This window comes from Veillonella parvula DSM 2008 (assembly GCF_000024945.1).
Lineage (GTDB): Bacteria > Bacillota > Negativicutes > Veillonellales > Veillonellaceae > Veillonella > Veillonella parvula.
Genome location: NC_013520.1, coordinates 977,118 through 993,968, shown reverse-complemented (window position 1 = coordinate 993,968; position 16,851 = coordinate 977,118). Strand labels below are relative to the sequence as shown.

The 16,851-nt window shown below is 36.8% G+C and carries 17 protein-coding genes and 1 riboswitch; of the genes, 1 reads left to right on the top strand and 16 read right to left on the bottom strand.

From position 1 onward, the window contains the following. Positions 1 to 12: 12 nt before the first annotated feature. The 12 genes from rsmB to VPAR_RS04255 all read right to left on the bottom strand — a co-directional run bounded on the left by rsmB (position 13) and on the right by VPAR_RS04255 (position 12,250). Positions 13 to 1,368: a 16S rRNA (cytosine(967)-C(5))-methyltransferase RsmB gene (rsmB, locus tag VPAR_RS04310; protein ID WP_012864311.1), complete on the bottom strand. Its 1,356-nt coding sequence runs from the start codon at positions 1,366 to 1,368 to the stop codon at positions 13 to 15. Next, positions 1,349 to 2,143: a DUF116 domain-containing protein gene (locus tag VPAR_RS04305; RefSeq protein ID WP_004695673.1), complete on the bottom strand. Its 795-nt coding sequence runs from the start codon at positions 2,141 to 2,143 to the stop codon at positions 1,349 to 1,351. The genes rsmB and VPAR_RS04305 overlap by 20 nt, the downstream gene beginning before the upstream one ends. Next, positions 2,127 to 3,137, bottom strand: a complete 1,011-nt coding sequence (fmt, locus tag VPAR_RS04300; RefSeq protein WP_012864310.1) for a methionyl-tRNA formyltransferase — start codon at positions 3,135 to 3,137, stop codon at positions 2,127 to 2,129. Before fmt ends, VPAR_RS04305 begins: the two co-directional genes overlap by 17 nt. Next, the gene (def, locus tag VPAR_RS04295; protein WP_012864309.1) at positions 3,130 to 3,618 is read right to left on the bottom strand and encodes a peptide deformylase; all 489 of its coding nucleotides are present in this window, start codon (positions 3,616 to 3,618) and stop codon (positions 3,130 to 3,132) included. The genes fmt and def overlap by 8 nt, the downstream gene beginning before the upstream one ends. Positions 3,619 to 3,631: 13 nt before the next feature. Further along, the gene (gene priA, locus VPAR_RS04290) at positions 3,632 to 5,815 is read right to left on the bottom strand and encodes a replication restart helicase PriA (RefSeq protein ID WP_012864308.1); all 2,184 of its coding nucleotides are present in this window, start codon (positions 5,813 to 5,815) and stop codon (positions 3,632 to 3,634) included. A 62-nt stretch (positions 5,816 to 5,877) separates the two neighbouring features. Further along, a complete protein-coding gene (gene metK, locus VPAR_RS04285; RefSeq protein WP_004695665.1) occupies positions 5,878 to 7,068 on the bottom strand; it encodes a methionine adenosyltransferase in 1,191 nt (396 codons plus the stop codon). Positions 7,069 to 7,117: 49 nt separating this feature from the next. Continuing rightward, a riboswitch (SAM riboswitch) is annotated at positions 7,118 to 7,218 on the bottom strand. A gap of 44 nt (positions 7,219 to 7,262) precedes the next feature. Next, entirely contained in the window at positions 7,263 to 8,927 is a 1,665-nt protein-coding gene (locus VPAR_RS04280; protein WP_012864307.1) for a SulP family inorganic anion transporter, read from the bottom strand. A 41-nt stretch (positions 8,928 to 8,968) separates the two neighbouring features. Then, complete coding sequence (gene coaBC / locus VPAR_RS04275) at positions 8,969 to 10,174, bottom strand: bifunctional phosphopantothenoylcysteine decarboxylase/phosphopantothenate--cysteine ligase CoaBC (protein ID WP_012864306.1); 1,206 nt, start codon at positions 10,172 to 10,174, stop codon at positions 8,969 to 8,971. 52 nt (positions 10,175 to 10,226) lie between these two features. Further along, a complete protein-coding gene (gene rpoZ, locus VPAR_RS04270; protein ID WP_004695660.1) occupies positions 10,227 to 10,442 on the bottom strand; it encodes a DNA-directed RNA polymerase subunit omega in 216 nt (71 codons plus the stop codon). 4 nt (positions 10,443 to 10,446) lie between these two features. Continuing rightward, positions 10,447 to 11,076 carry a guanylate kinase gene (gene gmk, locus VPAR_RS04265; protein ID WP_012864305.1) on the bottom strand — a complete coding sequence of 210 codons (630 nt, stop codon included), beginning with the start codon at positions 11,074 to 11,076 and terminating at the stop codon, positions 10,447 to 10,449. Between the two features lie 8 nt (positions 11,077 to 11,084). Beyond that, positions 11,085 to 11,354, bottom strand: coding sequence for an extracellular matrix/biofilm regulator RemA (gene remA, locus VPAR_RS04260; protein WP_004695657.1), 270 nt, complete (start codon positions 11,352 to 11,354; stop codon positions 11,085 to 11,087). A gap of 14 nt (positions 11,355 to 11,368) precedes the next feature. Beyond that, positions 11,369 to 12,250, bottom strand: coding sequence for a YicC/YloC family endoribonuclease (locus VPAR_RS04255; protein WP_012864304.1), 882 nt, complete (start codon positions 12,248 to 12,250; stop codon positions 11,369 to 11,371). A 126-nt stretch (positions 12,251 to 12,376) separates the two neighbouring features. On the opposite strand from VPAR_RS04255, the gene VPAR_RS04250 reads away from it, so the two are divergent. Beyond that, positions 12,377 to 14,092 (top strand): Rqc2 family fibronectin-binding protein, encoded by a 1,716-nt coding sequence (locus VPAR_RS04250; RefSeq protein ID WP_012864303.1) that lies wholly within the window; start codon positions 12,377 to 12,379, stop codon positions 14,090 to 14,092. 164 nt (positions 14,093 to 14,256) lie between these two features. On the opposite strand, the gene VPAR_RS04245 is transcribed toward VPAR_RS04250, so the two are convergent. From VPAR_RS04245 to VPAR_RS04230, 4 genes are all read right to left on the bottom strand, one after another. Further along, positions 14,257 to 14,724, bottom strand: a complete 468-nt coding sequence (locus VPAR_RS04245) for a hypothetical protein (protein ID WP_004693228.1) — start codon at positions 14,722 to 14,724, stop codon at positions 14,257 to 14,259. Between the two features lie 11 nt (positions 14,725 to 14,735). Next, positions 14,736 to 15,227 carry a pantetheine-phosphate adenylyltransferase gene (gene coaD, locus VPAR_RS04240; protein ID WP_004693226.1) on the bottom strand — a complete coding sequence of 164 codons (492 nt, stop codon included), beginning with the start codon at positions 15,225 to 15,227 and terminating at the stop codon, positions 14,736 to 14,738. A gap of 4 nt (positions 15,228 to 15,231) precedes the next feature. Next, the gene (gene rsmD / locus VPAR_RS04235) at positions 15,232 to 15,783 is read right to left on the bottom strand and encodes a 16S rRNA (guanine(966)-N(2))-methyltransferase RsmD (RefSeq protein ID WP_012864302.1); all 552 of its coding nucleotides are present in this window, start codon (positions 15,781 to 15,783) and stop codon (positions 15,232 to 15,234) included. Positions 15,784 to 15,850: 67 nt separating this feature from the next. After that, positions 15,851 to 16,849: an NAD(P)H-dependent glycerol-3-phosphate dehydrogenase gene (locus tag VPAR_RS04230; protein WP_012864301.1), complete on the bottom strand. Its 999-nt coding sequence runs from the start codon at positions 16,847 to 16,849 to the stop codon at positions 15,851 to 15,853. Positions 16,850 to 16,851 lie beyond the last annotated feature (2 nt).

Here is a 16,851-nt window from a genome sequence, read left to right as displayed (position 1 = left end):
CCATTTCTTATATTATGATAAGCGTTTCATGCGAGCCATAAAGAAACCATCCATATGATCTCGCGGTGGATAGGTTGTAATCATACCATCTATAGCTTGTGGTGCCCCTTTATATGATACAGGATCGATGATAAAGTTCTTATGAATTGCCAAGAATTTATTTAGAACAGCTTCATTTTCACCACTATTCATAGTACATGTGGAATATACTAAATATCCATTAACCTTAACCATTTTAGAAGCTTTTTCTAATATTTCAAGCTGTAACGGCGGCAACTCAATAAGTAAAGACTCTGTTTTACGCCAACGCATATCTAATTTCTTTTGTAATATACCTAGACCAGAACAAGGAGCATCAACTAAGACGCGATCAAATTGTTCTTTCCAATTATCAGGTAGATAACGACCATCTTGAAGCTTAGTAGAAATAATAGATACACCTAATCGCTCAGCATTTTGATTAATCAGTTCTAATTTATGGTCGTAAATATCACAACTCATAATAGCTCCTGTATTGTTCATAAGACTTGCCATATGCATAGACTTGCCACCTGGTGCAGCACAACAGTCTAAGATACGCTCTCCTGGTTGAGGATCCACCACATGGGCTACTAACATAGATGCTTTATCCATAAAAGTAATATGACCATCTAAAACAGGTTTGGCTTTTTCTAAATGACCTTGATGTCCATCAATATAAACTACTTCAGGAATATATGTATCCTGTTCTACAATCCAATCTAAATCTTCTAATTCTTTTAAACAATCCTCAATAGATACTTTCACTGTATTTATGCGAGACGTCAAACGAGGTTGTTCATTAAACCAAGCACAAAGATCTACGGTCTTATCTTTTCCCATTTCTTTTATCCAAAAGTTGACAAGCCATAATGGTTGATTGTAAATAAAGGAAATTTCTTCAGCTTCGGACTTAGCTAGTTCACCGATAGAAATGCTATCACTTTCACGTAAAACCGAACGTAAAACAGCATTTACAAAACCAGATAAACCTCTAGTTAGCTTTTTGGCAAGTTTAACAGATTCATTAACAGCCGCACTTTCAGGAACCTTATCCATATAGATAATTTGATAAATACCAAGTCTAAGAATTTCCAGAACCATAGAAGATAGTTTCTTTATGGGGCGCTTTGCAAAGAAAACAATAATAGCATCCAAGTAATTTTTTCTACGAATGACTCCATACACAAGTTCAGTAAAGAATCTTCGATCTAAATCGGATAGATGATATTTCTGTAAATACTCTTGCAACTTTATATTTGCATAAGCACCATTGCGATTAATTTCACTCAATGCTTTTACAGCGAGCAATCGAATATTTTGTTGTTGATTAGTCTTTACCTCTATCATTACTATTCCTACCAATCAATTGTTCTACTACTGCTCGAACACGTTCAGAATCGACTGTTGTATTACAACATGGCCCATTAGGACGTTCATTTAATACCCCAATAACTGGGATGGGAAATACATCAGCCATTCCACTTGCTAAATCTCGTTCGCAAGCTATTGCTACAATAGCTTTTGGGCGTGCTTCCTTTACCTTCATCCGCGCTAAGGTGCCTCCAGTGACAACTATAAATTGACAACCATAGTCCTTAGCCACTTGCAACAAATTACCAACCTGGCATCGCCCACACTGCTTACAATTATATACATCATGTGTAACCTTATGAACACACGAACTTTCTTGTAAACAGTGAGGAGTTAATAATAATATACGTTCTGGATCTACCGTATACATATCTAACATTACTAAATGATTGATTAAATCAATCATAGACTGGCGGAGTTGATCCTTAGTAACCCCTCTCACCTTACCAATCGCCAAAGTTAATGGAAATAATCCATAAATAAACTGATTGGCTAGTCTTAAAACAATAGGATGTAACCGTATAATACCTGTGCTAGCAACAATTAAAGATAAGCACAAAATCCATATAATAGCAATAAGTATAGATATAACTACACTACTTATAATTGATGCAAATGGATGCAATTGTAAAAGTCCTGGTTCTAATATATACATTAGAAAGGCTAGTACTGCTGTGAGCAAAGCACATGTAATAGTTGATAAAATCAAGTATAACGGATACGTTTCGTACTGCTTATATTGAGTCCCCAAAAACGATACCTTCCTTTATTTGATGACCATTTATAAAATCAATTGCAGAAATGCGTTTTTTATTTTCTGGTTGGACTTCTGTTAATAGAATTATATTTCCATCACCACAAAATACACCTAAACCGGCTATTTTAGATACGATTGTACCAGGCACAGTTGTGGCTGATATAGCAATTGGTACATGTTTACCATGAACATCTATCAAACAGTGAGTCGTATCACTGGGAACCACTTCTCCAGACCATACTTTTAAACGTTTTCCATCGAGATATGTATAACATCCAGGTGCTGGATTAAGTCCTCTAATAAGGTTTGCAATTTCATTAGCCGGCTTAGACCAGTCGATCTGCCCCATTTCCTTTGTAATCTTAGTAGTATGTGTAGCCATTGTATCATCTTGTGGTGTAGCCACAATTTCTCCATTAACCCAACGAGTTAATACAGGTACTATAGTTTCACCCCCCAGTACAGCTATACGTTCAAATAACTGTCCTGTCGTTTCACCGGGTAAAATATCTGTCTCCACAATGTCGATGATATCACCTGTATCAAGTCCATCATCCATATGCATTATGGTAACACCCGTTTTAGAGTCTCCATTAAGAATTGCATAGTGAATTGGCGCAGCGCCTCTATAACTAGGTAAAATAGAGGCATGAACATTAATACAACCATATTGCGGCAATCGAATAAGCCAAGGAGGTAAAATTTTACCATACGCAATAACAATCACTACATCTGGTTGTAATGCTTCTAATTCGGCTCTCACTTGTTCATCACGCAAAGTGACTGGTTGATATACAGGCAAGTCATGCTCTAAAGCAGCTACTTTTACAGGGGGCATTTGAACTTGTTTACCACGCCCTTTTTGTTTATCAGGCTGGCAATACACACCGACAATAGAATGACCAGCTTGAATCAAAGCCTCTAAGGTAGGCACAGAAAAGTCTGGTGTCCCCATAAAAACGATGCGTAATTGTTTATTATCAGACAATTTCTTTCTCCTCTGGATGATCAGTAATTAATCGTAAGTTAGTTGCTTTTTCAATAAACAAATGACCTTCCAAGTGATCAATTTCATGTTGGAAAATACGCGCCAAAAAACCTTCAGCTTTTATAGTTACCTTCTTATTATGTGGATCAATACCTTTAACGGTGACTTTATTAAATCGTTCCACATCTCCGAAATATCCTGGCACACTTAAGCATCCTTCAGGTCCAACTTGAGAACCTTCAGCATGAGTGATTTCAGGGTTAATTAGCGCAATAAGACCACTACCAGATTGGTCATCTACAACGATAATACGTTTAGCTACAGCCACTTGAGGTGCTGCAAGACCAACTCCTTCAGTCTTATACATAGTTTCAGCCATATCATCGATAAGGACTCTAAGTTTTTTATTAACATGTTCTACAGGTTCCGCCACTTGTTTTAAAACGGGATGACCTGCTTTCACAACATCTAATACAGCCATTGATACTCCTACACTACACGGGATCCACGTCAATCAGCAGTCCTTCTTGCGTGAAAATCCATGAGTTATATATATATTCTTTCAAATTTGTTAAATCTGTACCGCGAATCATAATAGCTAAACGATACATATCGCGCACTTTTTTTATAGGCGCTTCATAAGGACCATTAATCAAAATATCCTGATTTCCTTTATAAGACTCCAAGTCATCGACAATACGATTTGCTATAGACTCTAATGTTTTCATATCTTGATGACGCACTACCATATGAATCATTTCGCGAAATGGAGGATATCCTAAAGCTTTACGATTTTTAATTTCTTCATTGTAAAAGCCTATATAATCATGAGCCTTGCTCTTTATTATAGCATAATTTAAAGGATTATATGTTTGTATTACAACGCTACCCGGTTTTTCACCCCTACCGGCACGTCCAGAGGTTTGAGTAAGTAAATCAAAAGTTCGTTCTGAAGCTGTATAAACAGGAATATTCAAAACTGAATCGGCTGTTAAAATACCAACAGCTGTTACATCTTTAAAGTCATGACCTTTAGATACCATTTGTGTTCCCAACAAAATATCGTATTTATGAGCCCCAAAGTCATGTAAAATATCTTCTGCTAATTGCTTATTTTTTGTCACATCTTGATCAAGACGAGCAATGCGGGCCGATTTAAAGTGACGACGTAACTCTTCCTCTACCTTTTGTGTGCCTGAACCAAAAAACTTAATCCTCTTACTATTACATTTGGGACAAACAGTTGGAATTGGTTCATGATGTTCACAATAATGACAACGCAATTCTTCACCAGCTTGGTGATAAACCATAGCTACATCACAATGAGGACACATAATAGTTTCCCCACAATCCCGGCACATAACAAAAGTACTATAACCGCGTCTATTTAACAGAATAATCATTTGATTATGCTCATCCAATGTATGTTGAATTAAGCGACTCATGGCATCAGAAAAAACGGAGTAATTTCCATGAAGAATTTCTTCCTTCATATCTACTATAGTAACCTTCGGCATAGGTTGCTCAAAAATGCGATTTGGCAACTCTAGTAAATGATACTCCCCTTGCTTAGCTTTATAGTACGAAGTAACAGATGGTGTAGCAGAACCTAAAATAACGGGACAACCATGTGCCTCAGCACGCCACAATGCCACGTTACGTGCATGATATCGAACCATATCCTCTTGTTTATAAGATGGATCATGTTCTTCATCGACCACAATAAGGCCGATATCCTCAGCTGGCGCAAATACGGCAGAACGAGCGCCAATAATAATGTGACTATCCTTACGACGCAAACGCTCCCAATTATTGTTCCGTTGTTGTACCGTCAATTTACTATGAAATACTACGACTTCGTCACCAAAAGTTTCTACAAATCGTCTCACAATTTGATCAGTCAATATAATTTCAGGTACTAAAATAATAGCCGTCTTATCCTGACTAATACATTTTGCTGTAGCACGTAAATATAATTGAGTCTTACCACTACCAGTGACACCATGAAGTAAAAAGGTTTTATGTTCATGGCTATTCATTGCAGCTTGTATTGGTCCATATACAGCTTGTTGAGCTTCAGTAAGAGGAATATTAACTTCTTCTGTTAAAAGCTCATCAAATGTTGTTTTTGTGGCTTTAAAACGAGCTTCAACGACAATACCTTTAGCTTCACTCACTTGTTTAATGACTATACGAGAATAGCCTTTAGCTAGCAGTAATGCCTTAGATGCTCCGCCCACTTCAAGTAAGTATTTTGCTAATTCTCGTTGTTTCTTTTTCCGTTCACTAAATTGTGCCACCGAAAATTCTGGCATAACTACTAACCATTCTTCCTTTGGTGCCTCGTAAGATTTTAATGTCTTATTCACTGTAAACAATCGCAATGCATCGCCATAAGAGAATAAATAATACTCATTTAGACGACGGGCCGTATCCATCATTTCCGGTGTAAACCAAGGTTCACTATCTAATACTTGCACAATATTTCGTAAAGTGAACTCTGGTGGCTCAACTAACTCGTCGTAACCAATAAGAATGCCTTCTTCACGACTATGTCCTAAAGGAATGAGTACGCGCGTACCAGGTAAAACATTACCAAACTTTTCAGGCATTAAATAGCTCAAAGGTTTATGAAGTTGTTTGGCTGGTCTGTTAATTATAACTTGTGCTACGCGCATACATTATTTCCTTTCGTTTATTATAAAAGGTCTCAGTAGAAATTCTACCAAGACCTTTTGTATTATAAGCCAGCTTCTTCTTTTAGAATTTGTGCTTTATCTGTACGTTCCCAAGGTAAATCCACATCAGTTCTACCAAAGTGACCATACGCTGCAGTTTTGCGATAATGAGGCTTTAACAAATCAAGCATTTCAATGATTCCTGCTGGACGAAGGTCGAAATGTTTTTTAACAAGCTCTTGAATTTTTGTTTCCTCTATGCGACCTGTACCAAAAGTATCAACTAAAATAGATACAGGATGAGCAACCCCAATTGCATAAGCAACTTGCACTTCACATTTATCAGCAAGACCTGCTGCTACAACATTTTTAGCTACATAACGCGCTGCGTATGCTGCAGAACGGTCCACTTTAGATGGATCCTTACCAGAAAATGCACCGCCACCATGACGGGCCATACCACCGTATGTATCTACAATAATTTTACGGCCAGTTAAACCAGCATCACCATGAGGGCCTCCAATTACGAAACGACCAGTTGGATTGATGAAGTATTTAGTATTTTCATCAACGAATTCAGCAGGCAACGCTGCGTCAATTACATAACGCTTCAAATCGGCTTTAATTTGTTCTTGGGTCACTTCAGGGCTATGTTGCGTAGAAATAACAATTGTATCAATGCGCTTAGGTTTACCATCAACATATTCTACAGTAACTTGAGTTTTACCGTCTGGACGTAAGTAAGTTAAAGTCCCATCCTTACGAACTTCTGTAAGTCGACGAGATAAACGATGTGCCAAGGAAATTGGCAAAGGCATGAGTTCAGGTGTTTCATTAGATGCATAGCCAAACATCATACCTTGGTCACCAGCACCGATTTTATCAAGCACTTCACCATTGCCATCTTTTGATTCAAGTGCTTCATCAACGCCCATGGCGATATCCGCAGATTGTTCATCGATGGATACAAGTACACCACAAGTATCACAATCAAAACCAAATTTTGCACGAGTATAACCAATTTCACGAATTGTATCACGTACGATGCGAGGAATATCAACATATGTATGAGTAGAAATTTCACCTACTACATGAACTAAACCAGTAGTAACTAAAGTTTCACAAGCCACACGAGCAGTTGGATCCTTTTCAATAATCGCATCCAAAACAGCATCAGAAATTTGGTCAGCTATTTTATCTGGATGGCCTTCAGTAACAGATTCAGAAGTAAAAAACATATGTTTTTCAGCCATTTTATCCTCCTAATACGAAAAAAAGTCTCTCATGCACTCATGAGAGACCCTCCCATCTAACGACATTTGTCATAGGAATTAGCACCTTTTCCGCTTGGAATGGTTGCTGTAGCTTCACAGGGCCTATCCCTCCACTACTCTTGATGAGTTACAAAAATATTATAGTGTATTTACAGTGAGAAAGCAAGTCATTATTATACCTCTCTTGCCTCTTTTAAAGCTAAATCATGTTCGACCTTATGAAGGGCACTTTCAAACTGACGATACATATGATGACGGCCCAGAATATCCAAGAAATCAGATTTATACATCTCTCTACGTATATCGTAACTCACATCACTAAGCAAAACTTCTATGCCTCTTTTTTGAAGTTCTTCAATAATACCTCGTAAAATACGTAAACCCGTTAAATCTACAAATGGTACTTTTACAAAACGAATGATTAAATATTTAGGATCTTTATGTATAGAGTTTAACGCTCTATCAAATGCACTTATAGCACCAAAGAATAATGGGCCATCTACAGTGTATACCATTATTTCTGGATGGATTGTAATCTCATGCCTAATCTGAGCTGATAATTCGGCACTACTTGCTTCATGCACATCAATTGTATTAACCATTTTACGCATAAACTGCAACACTGCAAGTACTACACCTACATTTACAGCTACTACTAAATCCGTAAAAATAGTCAGGAAAAAGGTAAGCAATAATATTATTTGATCTGGACGAGGTGCGAGAATAAGCATTCGTATAAAACGTGGTACATCACTCATATTGTAGGCTACTACAAATAATATGGCTGCCATAGATGCCAACGGAATATACACTGCATATGGGGCTAAAAATAAAAGAATGGCACCTAATGTAATGGCATGAACAATACCTGCCACCGGAGAATTACCACCTTGACGAATATTTGTGGCAGTTCGCGCAATAGCACCGGTTGATGCAATTCCACCAAACAATGGCGCAAATATATTAGCTAATCCTTGTCCAAATAATTCAGTATTAGATTCATGCTTGGTTCCACTCATACCATCAGCAACAACTGCAGACAATAAGGATTCAATAGCGCCTAGCATGGCAATTGTAAAAGCCGGCCCGATTAAGGATAAGATTTTATCAAAACTCAATTTTGGTACAGAAAATTCTGGCAAACCTTGAGGTATGCCACCAAATGCACTACCAATGGTTAAAACCGTAGGAAATTGGTAGATGGCTTGAATAACCGTAGCAACAATCATAGCTACAATGGGAGCTGGAACTTTATTAATATATGGGATTTTAGGTGAAACTAACAGTAGACTTAAGCTTAAGATCGCAATCCCCAATGTAGGTAAGTCAGAGTATGGTAAGGACTGAATCATAGCCCATAATTTTTCATGGAAATGAGCCATATAAGGCAACGATGGAAATCCAAAGAAATATGGCCATTGCCCCACCCAAATTGTAACACCAATACCCGCTGTAAAACCCATAATAACAGGTGTGGGTATAAACCGAATGACGGTCCCTAACTTTGCAACACTCATTAAAACCAGAATAACCCCTGCCATCATGGTCGCAATTTGTAAACCTTCAAAGCCATAATTGACAACGATACTGCTCAATAGAACGATAAATGCCCCTGTAGGGCCCGCAATCTGAACAGGGGAGCCACCAAACAAGGATACAAATATACCTGCAATGATTGCCGTATAAATGCCCGCCTGCGGTGTAACTCCACTAGCAATAGCAAAGGCCATTGCTAAAGGAAGAGCCACAACCCCTACGACCAATCCAGCAATAATATTATTACTCCATTTTCCTTTTCCTAATGAGCCGTCTAAATATGCTTTTTGTATAGCAAACATGTAAAAAAAATACACCCTTCTTAAAACAACACACACAAGAATTAATTTATGTCAGCTTTGTTTGCTACTAAATCAATAACTTCTATAAGGATATGTCGAGCAAGATCAGATTTTTTCATATTAGGCATTTCTTTAGGCTCTTTATCAGGATATAAAAAATAGCCTTCATTTGTATCTACATTAAAACCTGCATTCGATTTGCTTACATCATTGGCTACAAGCATATCTAGATTTTTTTTAGCCACTTTATCCTGACCATACTTGATTACATGTTCTGTTTCTGCCGCAAAACCAACAAGAATTTGATGACTTTTTTTAGAGCCCAACCCTTGTAGAATATCTGGATTTTTTACAAGTTCTATGGTCATAGACTCCATTTTTTTTATTTTTTGCTCTGCTTTATGAAGGACTCTAAAGTCAGAAACAGCGGCAGCCATAATAACTACATTAACATCATTAAAACGAGCTTCAACAGCCTCCTGCATAGATACCGCGGAATCTACAGAAATAAAGTCTACGCCATTTGGTATAGGCAAGGATGTGGGAGCACTTACTAATATCACCTTAGCCCCCATGCGTGCAGCCTGTTCTGCAATGGCATACCCCATCTTACCGCTAGAACGATTTCCAATATACCGAACAGGATCAATACTCTCCTGTGTTCCGCCAGCTGTAACAAGTATAGTAGTACCTTCAAGCTCATTGGTGCTGCACATTTTAGCTTCTAGCCAATCCACAATTGCTTCGGGCTCCGGTAAACGTCCTACACCAGTGATGCCACAAGCTAACCAACCTTCTGCAGGGTCCATAATATGGTAGCCCAAAGAACGTAATCCTTCTAAATTGCGTTGAGTAATAGGGTTATTATACATTTCTGTATTCATAGCAGGACAAAGGTACTTAGGTGCTGTGGTGGCCATAATTGTTGTAGTTAACATATCATCAGCAATGCCTGCATAAATTTTTCCGATCACATTTGCTGTTGCAGGCACAACTACATATGCATCTGCCCAAGTGGCCAGTGCAATATGTTCTACATCCCACTGATGAACTTGTTCAAACATGTCTAAAGCTACAGGATGTCCACTAATTTCACCAAATGTTAAAGGTGACGCAATATGCGTTGCATTTTGTGTCATTACAACCTTTACTTCAGCACCTTTTTTACGAAGTCTGCTTACCACTTCAATTGCCTTATACGCTGCAATACCTGCAGATACTGCGACAATGATATGTTTTCCGCGCATGTTCTTCTCCTTTTAAAAATTCCTTGTATCATTGATACAAGGAATTGATTTTTTATTTAATGCCTTCTTTAGTGCGTTTATATGTCACTTCACCTTCAGCAATTTCATAAAATGCCAAAGATACAGGCTTGTCAGTCGCATGTGTAGATTCTGCTAAGCAAGGTTCGCCATCTGTTAATTCGCGAGCGCGTTTAGCCGCTAAAGTCACCAATGTATATTTGCTATCTACTTGGCTTTCCAATTTTTTTAATGGAGGTTTTACCATCATACTATCACTTCTCCTTAGACTCTTGATATTGTTTATAAATATATTGAATTTGCTCTTTATTACGACTAATCTTACAAGACTCAGCTCGCAAGATAGAGGCAACCTTTTCAGAAGCCTCTGCTAAATCATCATTTACGACGATATAGTCATAACGATGAGCTAAGGCTAATTCTGAACAAGCCAATGACAATCGTTTATCAATGACTTCTTTAGCATCTGTGCCACGATTATGTAAACGTTCAGATAACTCCGATAGTGACGGCGGTACAATGTAAATAAATACAGCATCGCTAAAACGTTCCTTAACCTGCATAGCGCCTTGAATATCGATTTCTAATAGTACACTTTTCCCATCATCTAATAAATCCATTACATGCTGTTTTGGAGTACCATAGTAATTATCATATACCTTAGCATATTCTAAGAATGCGTCTTCACTAAGCAAAGACTCAAATTCCTCTTTAGAGCGGAAGAAATAGTTAATTCCTTCCCTTTCACCCACACGTGGAGCACGGGTTGTCATAGAAACGGAATAAACTAAATTAGGCATTTCTTTACGAATATTCGCACAAATCGTACCTTTACCTGCGCCAGATGGCCCGGATATAACGATTAATAATCCTCTGTCTGACATATGCACTCCTATGATTCCACTGTATCTACATCCACATCATGTTGCACAAGTCGATGTGCTACGGTTTCAGGTTGAATTGCAGATAATACAATTTGACCACTATCCATAACTAATACAGCACGTGTCTTACGACCATATGTGGCATCAATGAGCAATCCCTTATCTCTAGCATCTTGAACCATCCGCTTTATAGGGGCGGATTCAGGACTAATAATAGCCATAACACGGTTAGCAGATACCATATTACCAAAGCCTATATTCAGTAATTGAATACTCATTCATAGACCTCCTATTACTCTACATTCTGTACTTGTTCTCTAATTTTCTCTAACTCACATTTAAGTTGAACCACAAACTCAGTAATAATCGAATCCATTGCTTTGGAGCCAATTGTATTTACCTCACGATTCATTTCTTGCAAAATAAAATCAATCTTACGACCGATTGAATTTGTATCTGCAAGTGTATTTTTTAATTGTACCACATGAGAGGTAAATCGGACAATCTCTTCCGTAATATCCGTCTTATCAGCTAATAGAGCAATTTCTTGTATAAAACGATCTTCACTAATACTCGCTTCTAAAGAAATTAAATATTCCTGAATCTTAGTTTTTATATGCTCCCGATATGCTTCTACAGCACCAGCTTTATTAGTGTCTATTTTAGTAATTATATATTCAAGTGTTCCGATACGTTCTAATAAATCCTGATTGATATGTTGACCTTCCGCAGTTCGCATTGCTATTAAAGCATCTAATGCTTGAGTAGTTGCTTCTTTTACAATATCTGAAAGTACCTCTTCAGCAATTGGTGTATCTTGTTGTTGAATCCATTCGTTAGAAATCGAATTTACAGCTTGTAAAGGTACCTTTTTGGGGTTATCATAGAACTCCTCTTGTACCAATAACTCTTGTATCTGCTTTCTCAATACACTATTAATAGTGAAAGTTTTAGGTCGCTCTCCTGCATCTAGAATAGAAACTGATACCTCAACCTTACCACGAGTAATGCGATCTTGTATCATTCCACGAATAATACTTTCAAAAGGATTCATTTGTTTTGGACTACGAATAAATAGATCCAAGAAGCGTGCATTTACGGACTTAATTTCTACAGTACAGGTAATACCATCTTTGGTTGCTGTGCCAGAACCAAAACCGGTCATACTTTTCATAAGTCATCCTCCTTAGTAGTTTTTATTATTGTACCACGAATTACACAATCCGTGTTAAATACTAAGAATTATATGTACACTATGGTATACTAAACTATACTTCTAAATATATTTGAAAGGAGTACTATGAATTTAGACGGACTCACCATGTCTGTACTTGCTAAAGAAATAAACGAGCGATTACAAACAGGTCAAATACAAAAACTATATCAAATAGATAAAACTACATTATTATTTAAAATTCGAGCACTCAACGAAGACCAAAACTTGATCATTACCGTAGGTGCTACACCAGCAATGTATCTTAGTCAACCACTGCAAGATTTACCAAAAGAACCAAGCTCACTTTGTATGTTTTTACGAAAGCATATTGAAGGTAGCCGCATTGTAAAGGTGGAACAAATCAATGGCGACCGAATCATGTGCATCCAAACGGATAAACTTGAAATGGACGGTTCCATTACGAGTACATATATTTATGTTGAATTAATGGGCAAATATTCCAATTGTATTTTTGTACAAGACGGTATTATTTTAGAATCTTTAATTCACGTCTCTCCACTCATGAACCGTGAACGTTCTATTAGTCCAAAGCTACAGTATGATTTACCACCAAATGCTAATCGCGTAAGTTTAATGGACTTTGATAATAATGAAATAAAAAATCTACTTACTTCCTTTGGTAATGGCTCCGTGCAACAATCTATTCGATCTATCTTTAACGGTTTTGGTAAACCTTTATTGGATGAACTTTTATATATTTCCAATCTAAGTGGTGAAGAAATCATAACCGATTTAGATACTTTCCAACTAGATACACTTGCTAAAGCCTTGTACGACCTCAAGGTAAAACTCCAAAATAGCAAAGGTTTGTTTACTTTAGTCAACGATAACAATAAAAAAGCTTACGCAAGTATTTTATTACATAACTATAAGGTATTAAAAGAATACAACACTATTTCTGAAGCCTTAGAAGAATCCATTCATAATACAAAAGCAATTCATACAGCTGATAAAGAGTTAGAAAAAATCTTAACAGCAGCCATCAAAAAGGAAGAAGGTCGCCATCAAAAGATCAAAGATGAATTAGAAGATACTAAGAAAATGGAAACCTATAAATTATATGGTGATCTTCTAATGATAAATGCACACCTTCAAGTGCAATATGAGCCTTCTATTGAATTGCAAAATCTTCTTTCCGAAGAAAACGAAATCTTAACGATTCCTTTAAAGCCAAACTTAACGATTGTGGAAAATGCACAATGGTATTATAAGCTTTATACAAAACTAAAAAATCGTATGGTTAGCGGCGAGTACCAACTCAATGCTAGTACCACAAAACTAGCATACTTACAATCCATTCTGTACAGTATCTCTTTAGCCACCACTCGTGAAAGTTTAGAAGAAATACGCAAAGAATGTATGGATGCAGGCATTATAAAAAAATCAAAAAAACCATTATCTTACAAACTAGGTAAATCTAACTACATTCACTTAACAATTGATGAAGGTGAAATATTTATCGGTCGTAACAATCAGCAAAACGAATATTTAACACACCGATTTGCAAAGCCAACTGACATTTGGTTCCATACACAAGATATCCAAGGTTCCCACCTTATTTTAAGACTCAATGTTGAGCCAGACGATATGATTTTATCTAAAGTAGCACAATATGCAGCCTACTTTAGTAAAGCTCGTGATACTAGTAAGGTCCCGGTAGATTATACATACATTAAAAATATCAAAAAGCCACCTGGATCTCCTTTGGGATTTGTTATTTTTAATACCCATCAAACTATGATTGTGGAGCCTAAAAAACCAGAAAACTATAGAGAATGATAAAAGCGAAGGTATCCCTTCGCTTTTATTTCTGGCTTATTATTTTGCTCACATTATTTTTTACATATTAATCTGAAATTTGATATTACTTATCTTAAATTTTCTATGGACTTTAAAATATAAAAAGAGGCTAGATATAATATGATATCTAGCCTTTGTTTAAACTATTGATTTTCTTCTGTACGTTGTTCAGTTTGTTTCAAACTTTCACGATTTTGACGCAAGCTTTCCAATGTTTTCTCCAAGTTGTTTTCAACATATTTAAGAACATCACCAGCATATTGAATAGAGCTAGCTTTCAGCTCATCAGAGGATTGATTTGCTGCATTAATAATTTGATTAGCTTGTTCTTGAGCTTGTTTTACAAGTTCACTTTCAGCTGTCAATTTAGCAATGTAGTCTTTAGCTTGATCGATCAAAGTTTCAGCCTGACGTTGAGCATCAGCTAACACTTTATCTTTATCTGCTACAATACGACGAGATTCTTCAAGTTCCAAAGGTAAGGATTCCTGAATAGAATCAATAATACGCATAATTTCGTCTTCCTCAACCATACGTTTTGTAGTCATAGGAATACGGCTGCTAGATTCAATAAGAACCTCTAAATCTTCTAATAATTTTTCTGTTTTCATACAATTCACCCCTATTTATTATGGACCGTATTAAAGCGTTCTTCAAGTTTTTCCTTAACATCATCCGGAACAAGACCATCTAGCTTACCACCAAATTTAGCTAGTTCACGAATACCCGTGGAGCTGACAAAAGAGTATTTGTTATTTGTCATAATAAATACTGTTTCAATGTCATCATCCAAATATTTTGCAAATAATGCGCGCTGAAATTCATATTCAAAGTCGCTCAATGCACGTAATCCTCGAATAATAATAGTAGCATTCTTGGATTTAACATACTCATTGAGCAAGCCACCTGTACAATCAATTTCAACATTAGGAATATGTTTGACAGAATTTCGAATCATCTCAACCCGTTCTTCCATAGAAAATAAGGAATTTTTATTCGGATTTGAGCTGACAGCAATGATTAATTTATCAACCAATCGGCTGCCCCGTTCAAAAATATCAACATGTCCATTAGTAACTGGGTCAAAACTACCCGGACATACACCTATACGCACAGGTTTAGCTCCTTTCGGCTGTCTTTACAAAATAGGAAACTACCGTATAACCAAATTTCTGTTCTTTTATACATTCCCATAATTCTGGTAAGGTAAAAACCTCATCCTTATGATGTTCTAATAATAAAACACCTTCAGGTTTTAACAAATCATAGTTTACAACCAAATCTATGGTATCTTGTATAAATCCATTATCATATGGCGGGTCAGAAAATATATAATCGAACTGTCGCCCTACCATATAATTTTTTAATTGTGAAAGTTTCCTCGGAATAATTTCTAACCGATCATCCACACGACAATGTTTAGCATTCTCTAAAATTAGTTTTCCCGTTTTAAAGTCCACTGCTACTGCATGTGCTGCACCACGACTTAAGGCTTCAATTGCTACTGCACCAGTGCCAGAAAATATATCTAGTACATCAGAACCAAATATACCTCTATTTGCTAATACATTAAATACACTTTCACGAACACGATCAAGTGTAGGTCTAGTATCTAATCCTTTAGGTGCTTTTATAACATGTCCCTTAGCAGTTCCGCCAATAATTCGCATACAACCCTCACAAGATTATACTCATTAATTATAGTATATAAATAACCAAATTAAAAGTATCTTTTATTTATGATACTTCAATTTTAATATCACGCCCCATCAACTCAGCTAATGCTATGGATGGAGATTTTTTTTCGTATAAAACCTCATATAAAGCCTTCGTTATAGGCATTTCAATTTGATGTTTACAAGCCATTTTATAAATAATTTCTGTTGCGAAAAATCCTTCTACAACCATATTAGTATGATCAACAATAAAATCCATCGTCTTACCCTCGGCTAGTTTTTGACCAGCCGCACGGTTACGACCATGTGGGCTCATACAAGTAGCAATCAAATCCCCCATACCAGCAAGACCAGCATAAGTTTCTTTTTGGGCCCCTAAGGCCACCCCAAAGCGAGTCATCTCATGAAGACCACGTGTTAATAGTAAAGCCTTACAATTATCCCCTAAAGCTAAACCATCTGCAATACCCGCTGCAAGGGCAATGATGTTTTTCGTGGCTCCTGCTAGTTCAACACCAATCATATCAGTATTTGCATAAATTCTAAAGTTTTGACTACATAATGCCTTTTGCAATGTTGTAGCCACTTCTAGATTCTCTGTACTCAACACAGAGGCAGCAGGCAAATTACGCCCAATCTCTTCTGCATGATTAGGTCCAGACAAAACCGCTAAATTACACCCTATGGTAGCAAAAACCTCTTTCATCACAGTCGTCAAAAGTTTCCCACTGCTTCGTTCTACACCTTTTGAACATAGAATATAGGCTTGATTTTTATGAGCATACGGTTTAATAGCCTCTAAACTGGTACGTACATGTACAGAAGGAGTAACCATTAATACCACTTCAGCATTACTAATACAAGCCTCTAAATCAGAACTATATTGTAATTCTTCTGGAAGTTTTACACCTGGTAAATAGTCTTTATTCTCTAAGTCTTTTGCAAGTTTATCCGCAAATTCTGGACGACGACAATATATAGTTGTAGTATTTCCAGCTAAAACGGATTTAATAGCAAGGGCCGTCCCCCAACTACCAGAGCCGATAACAACAACATTCATTC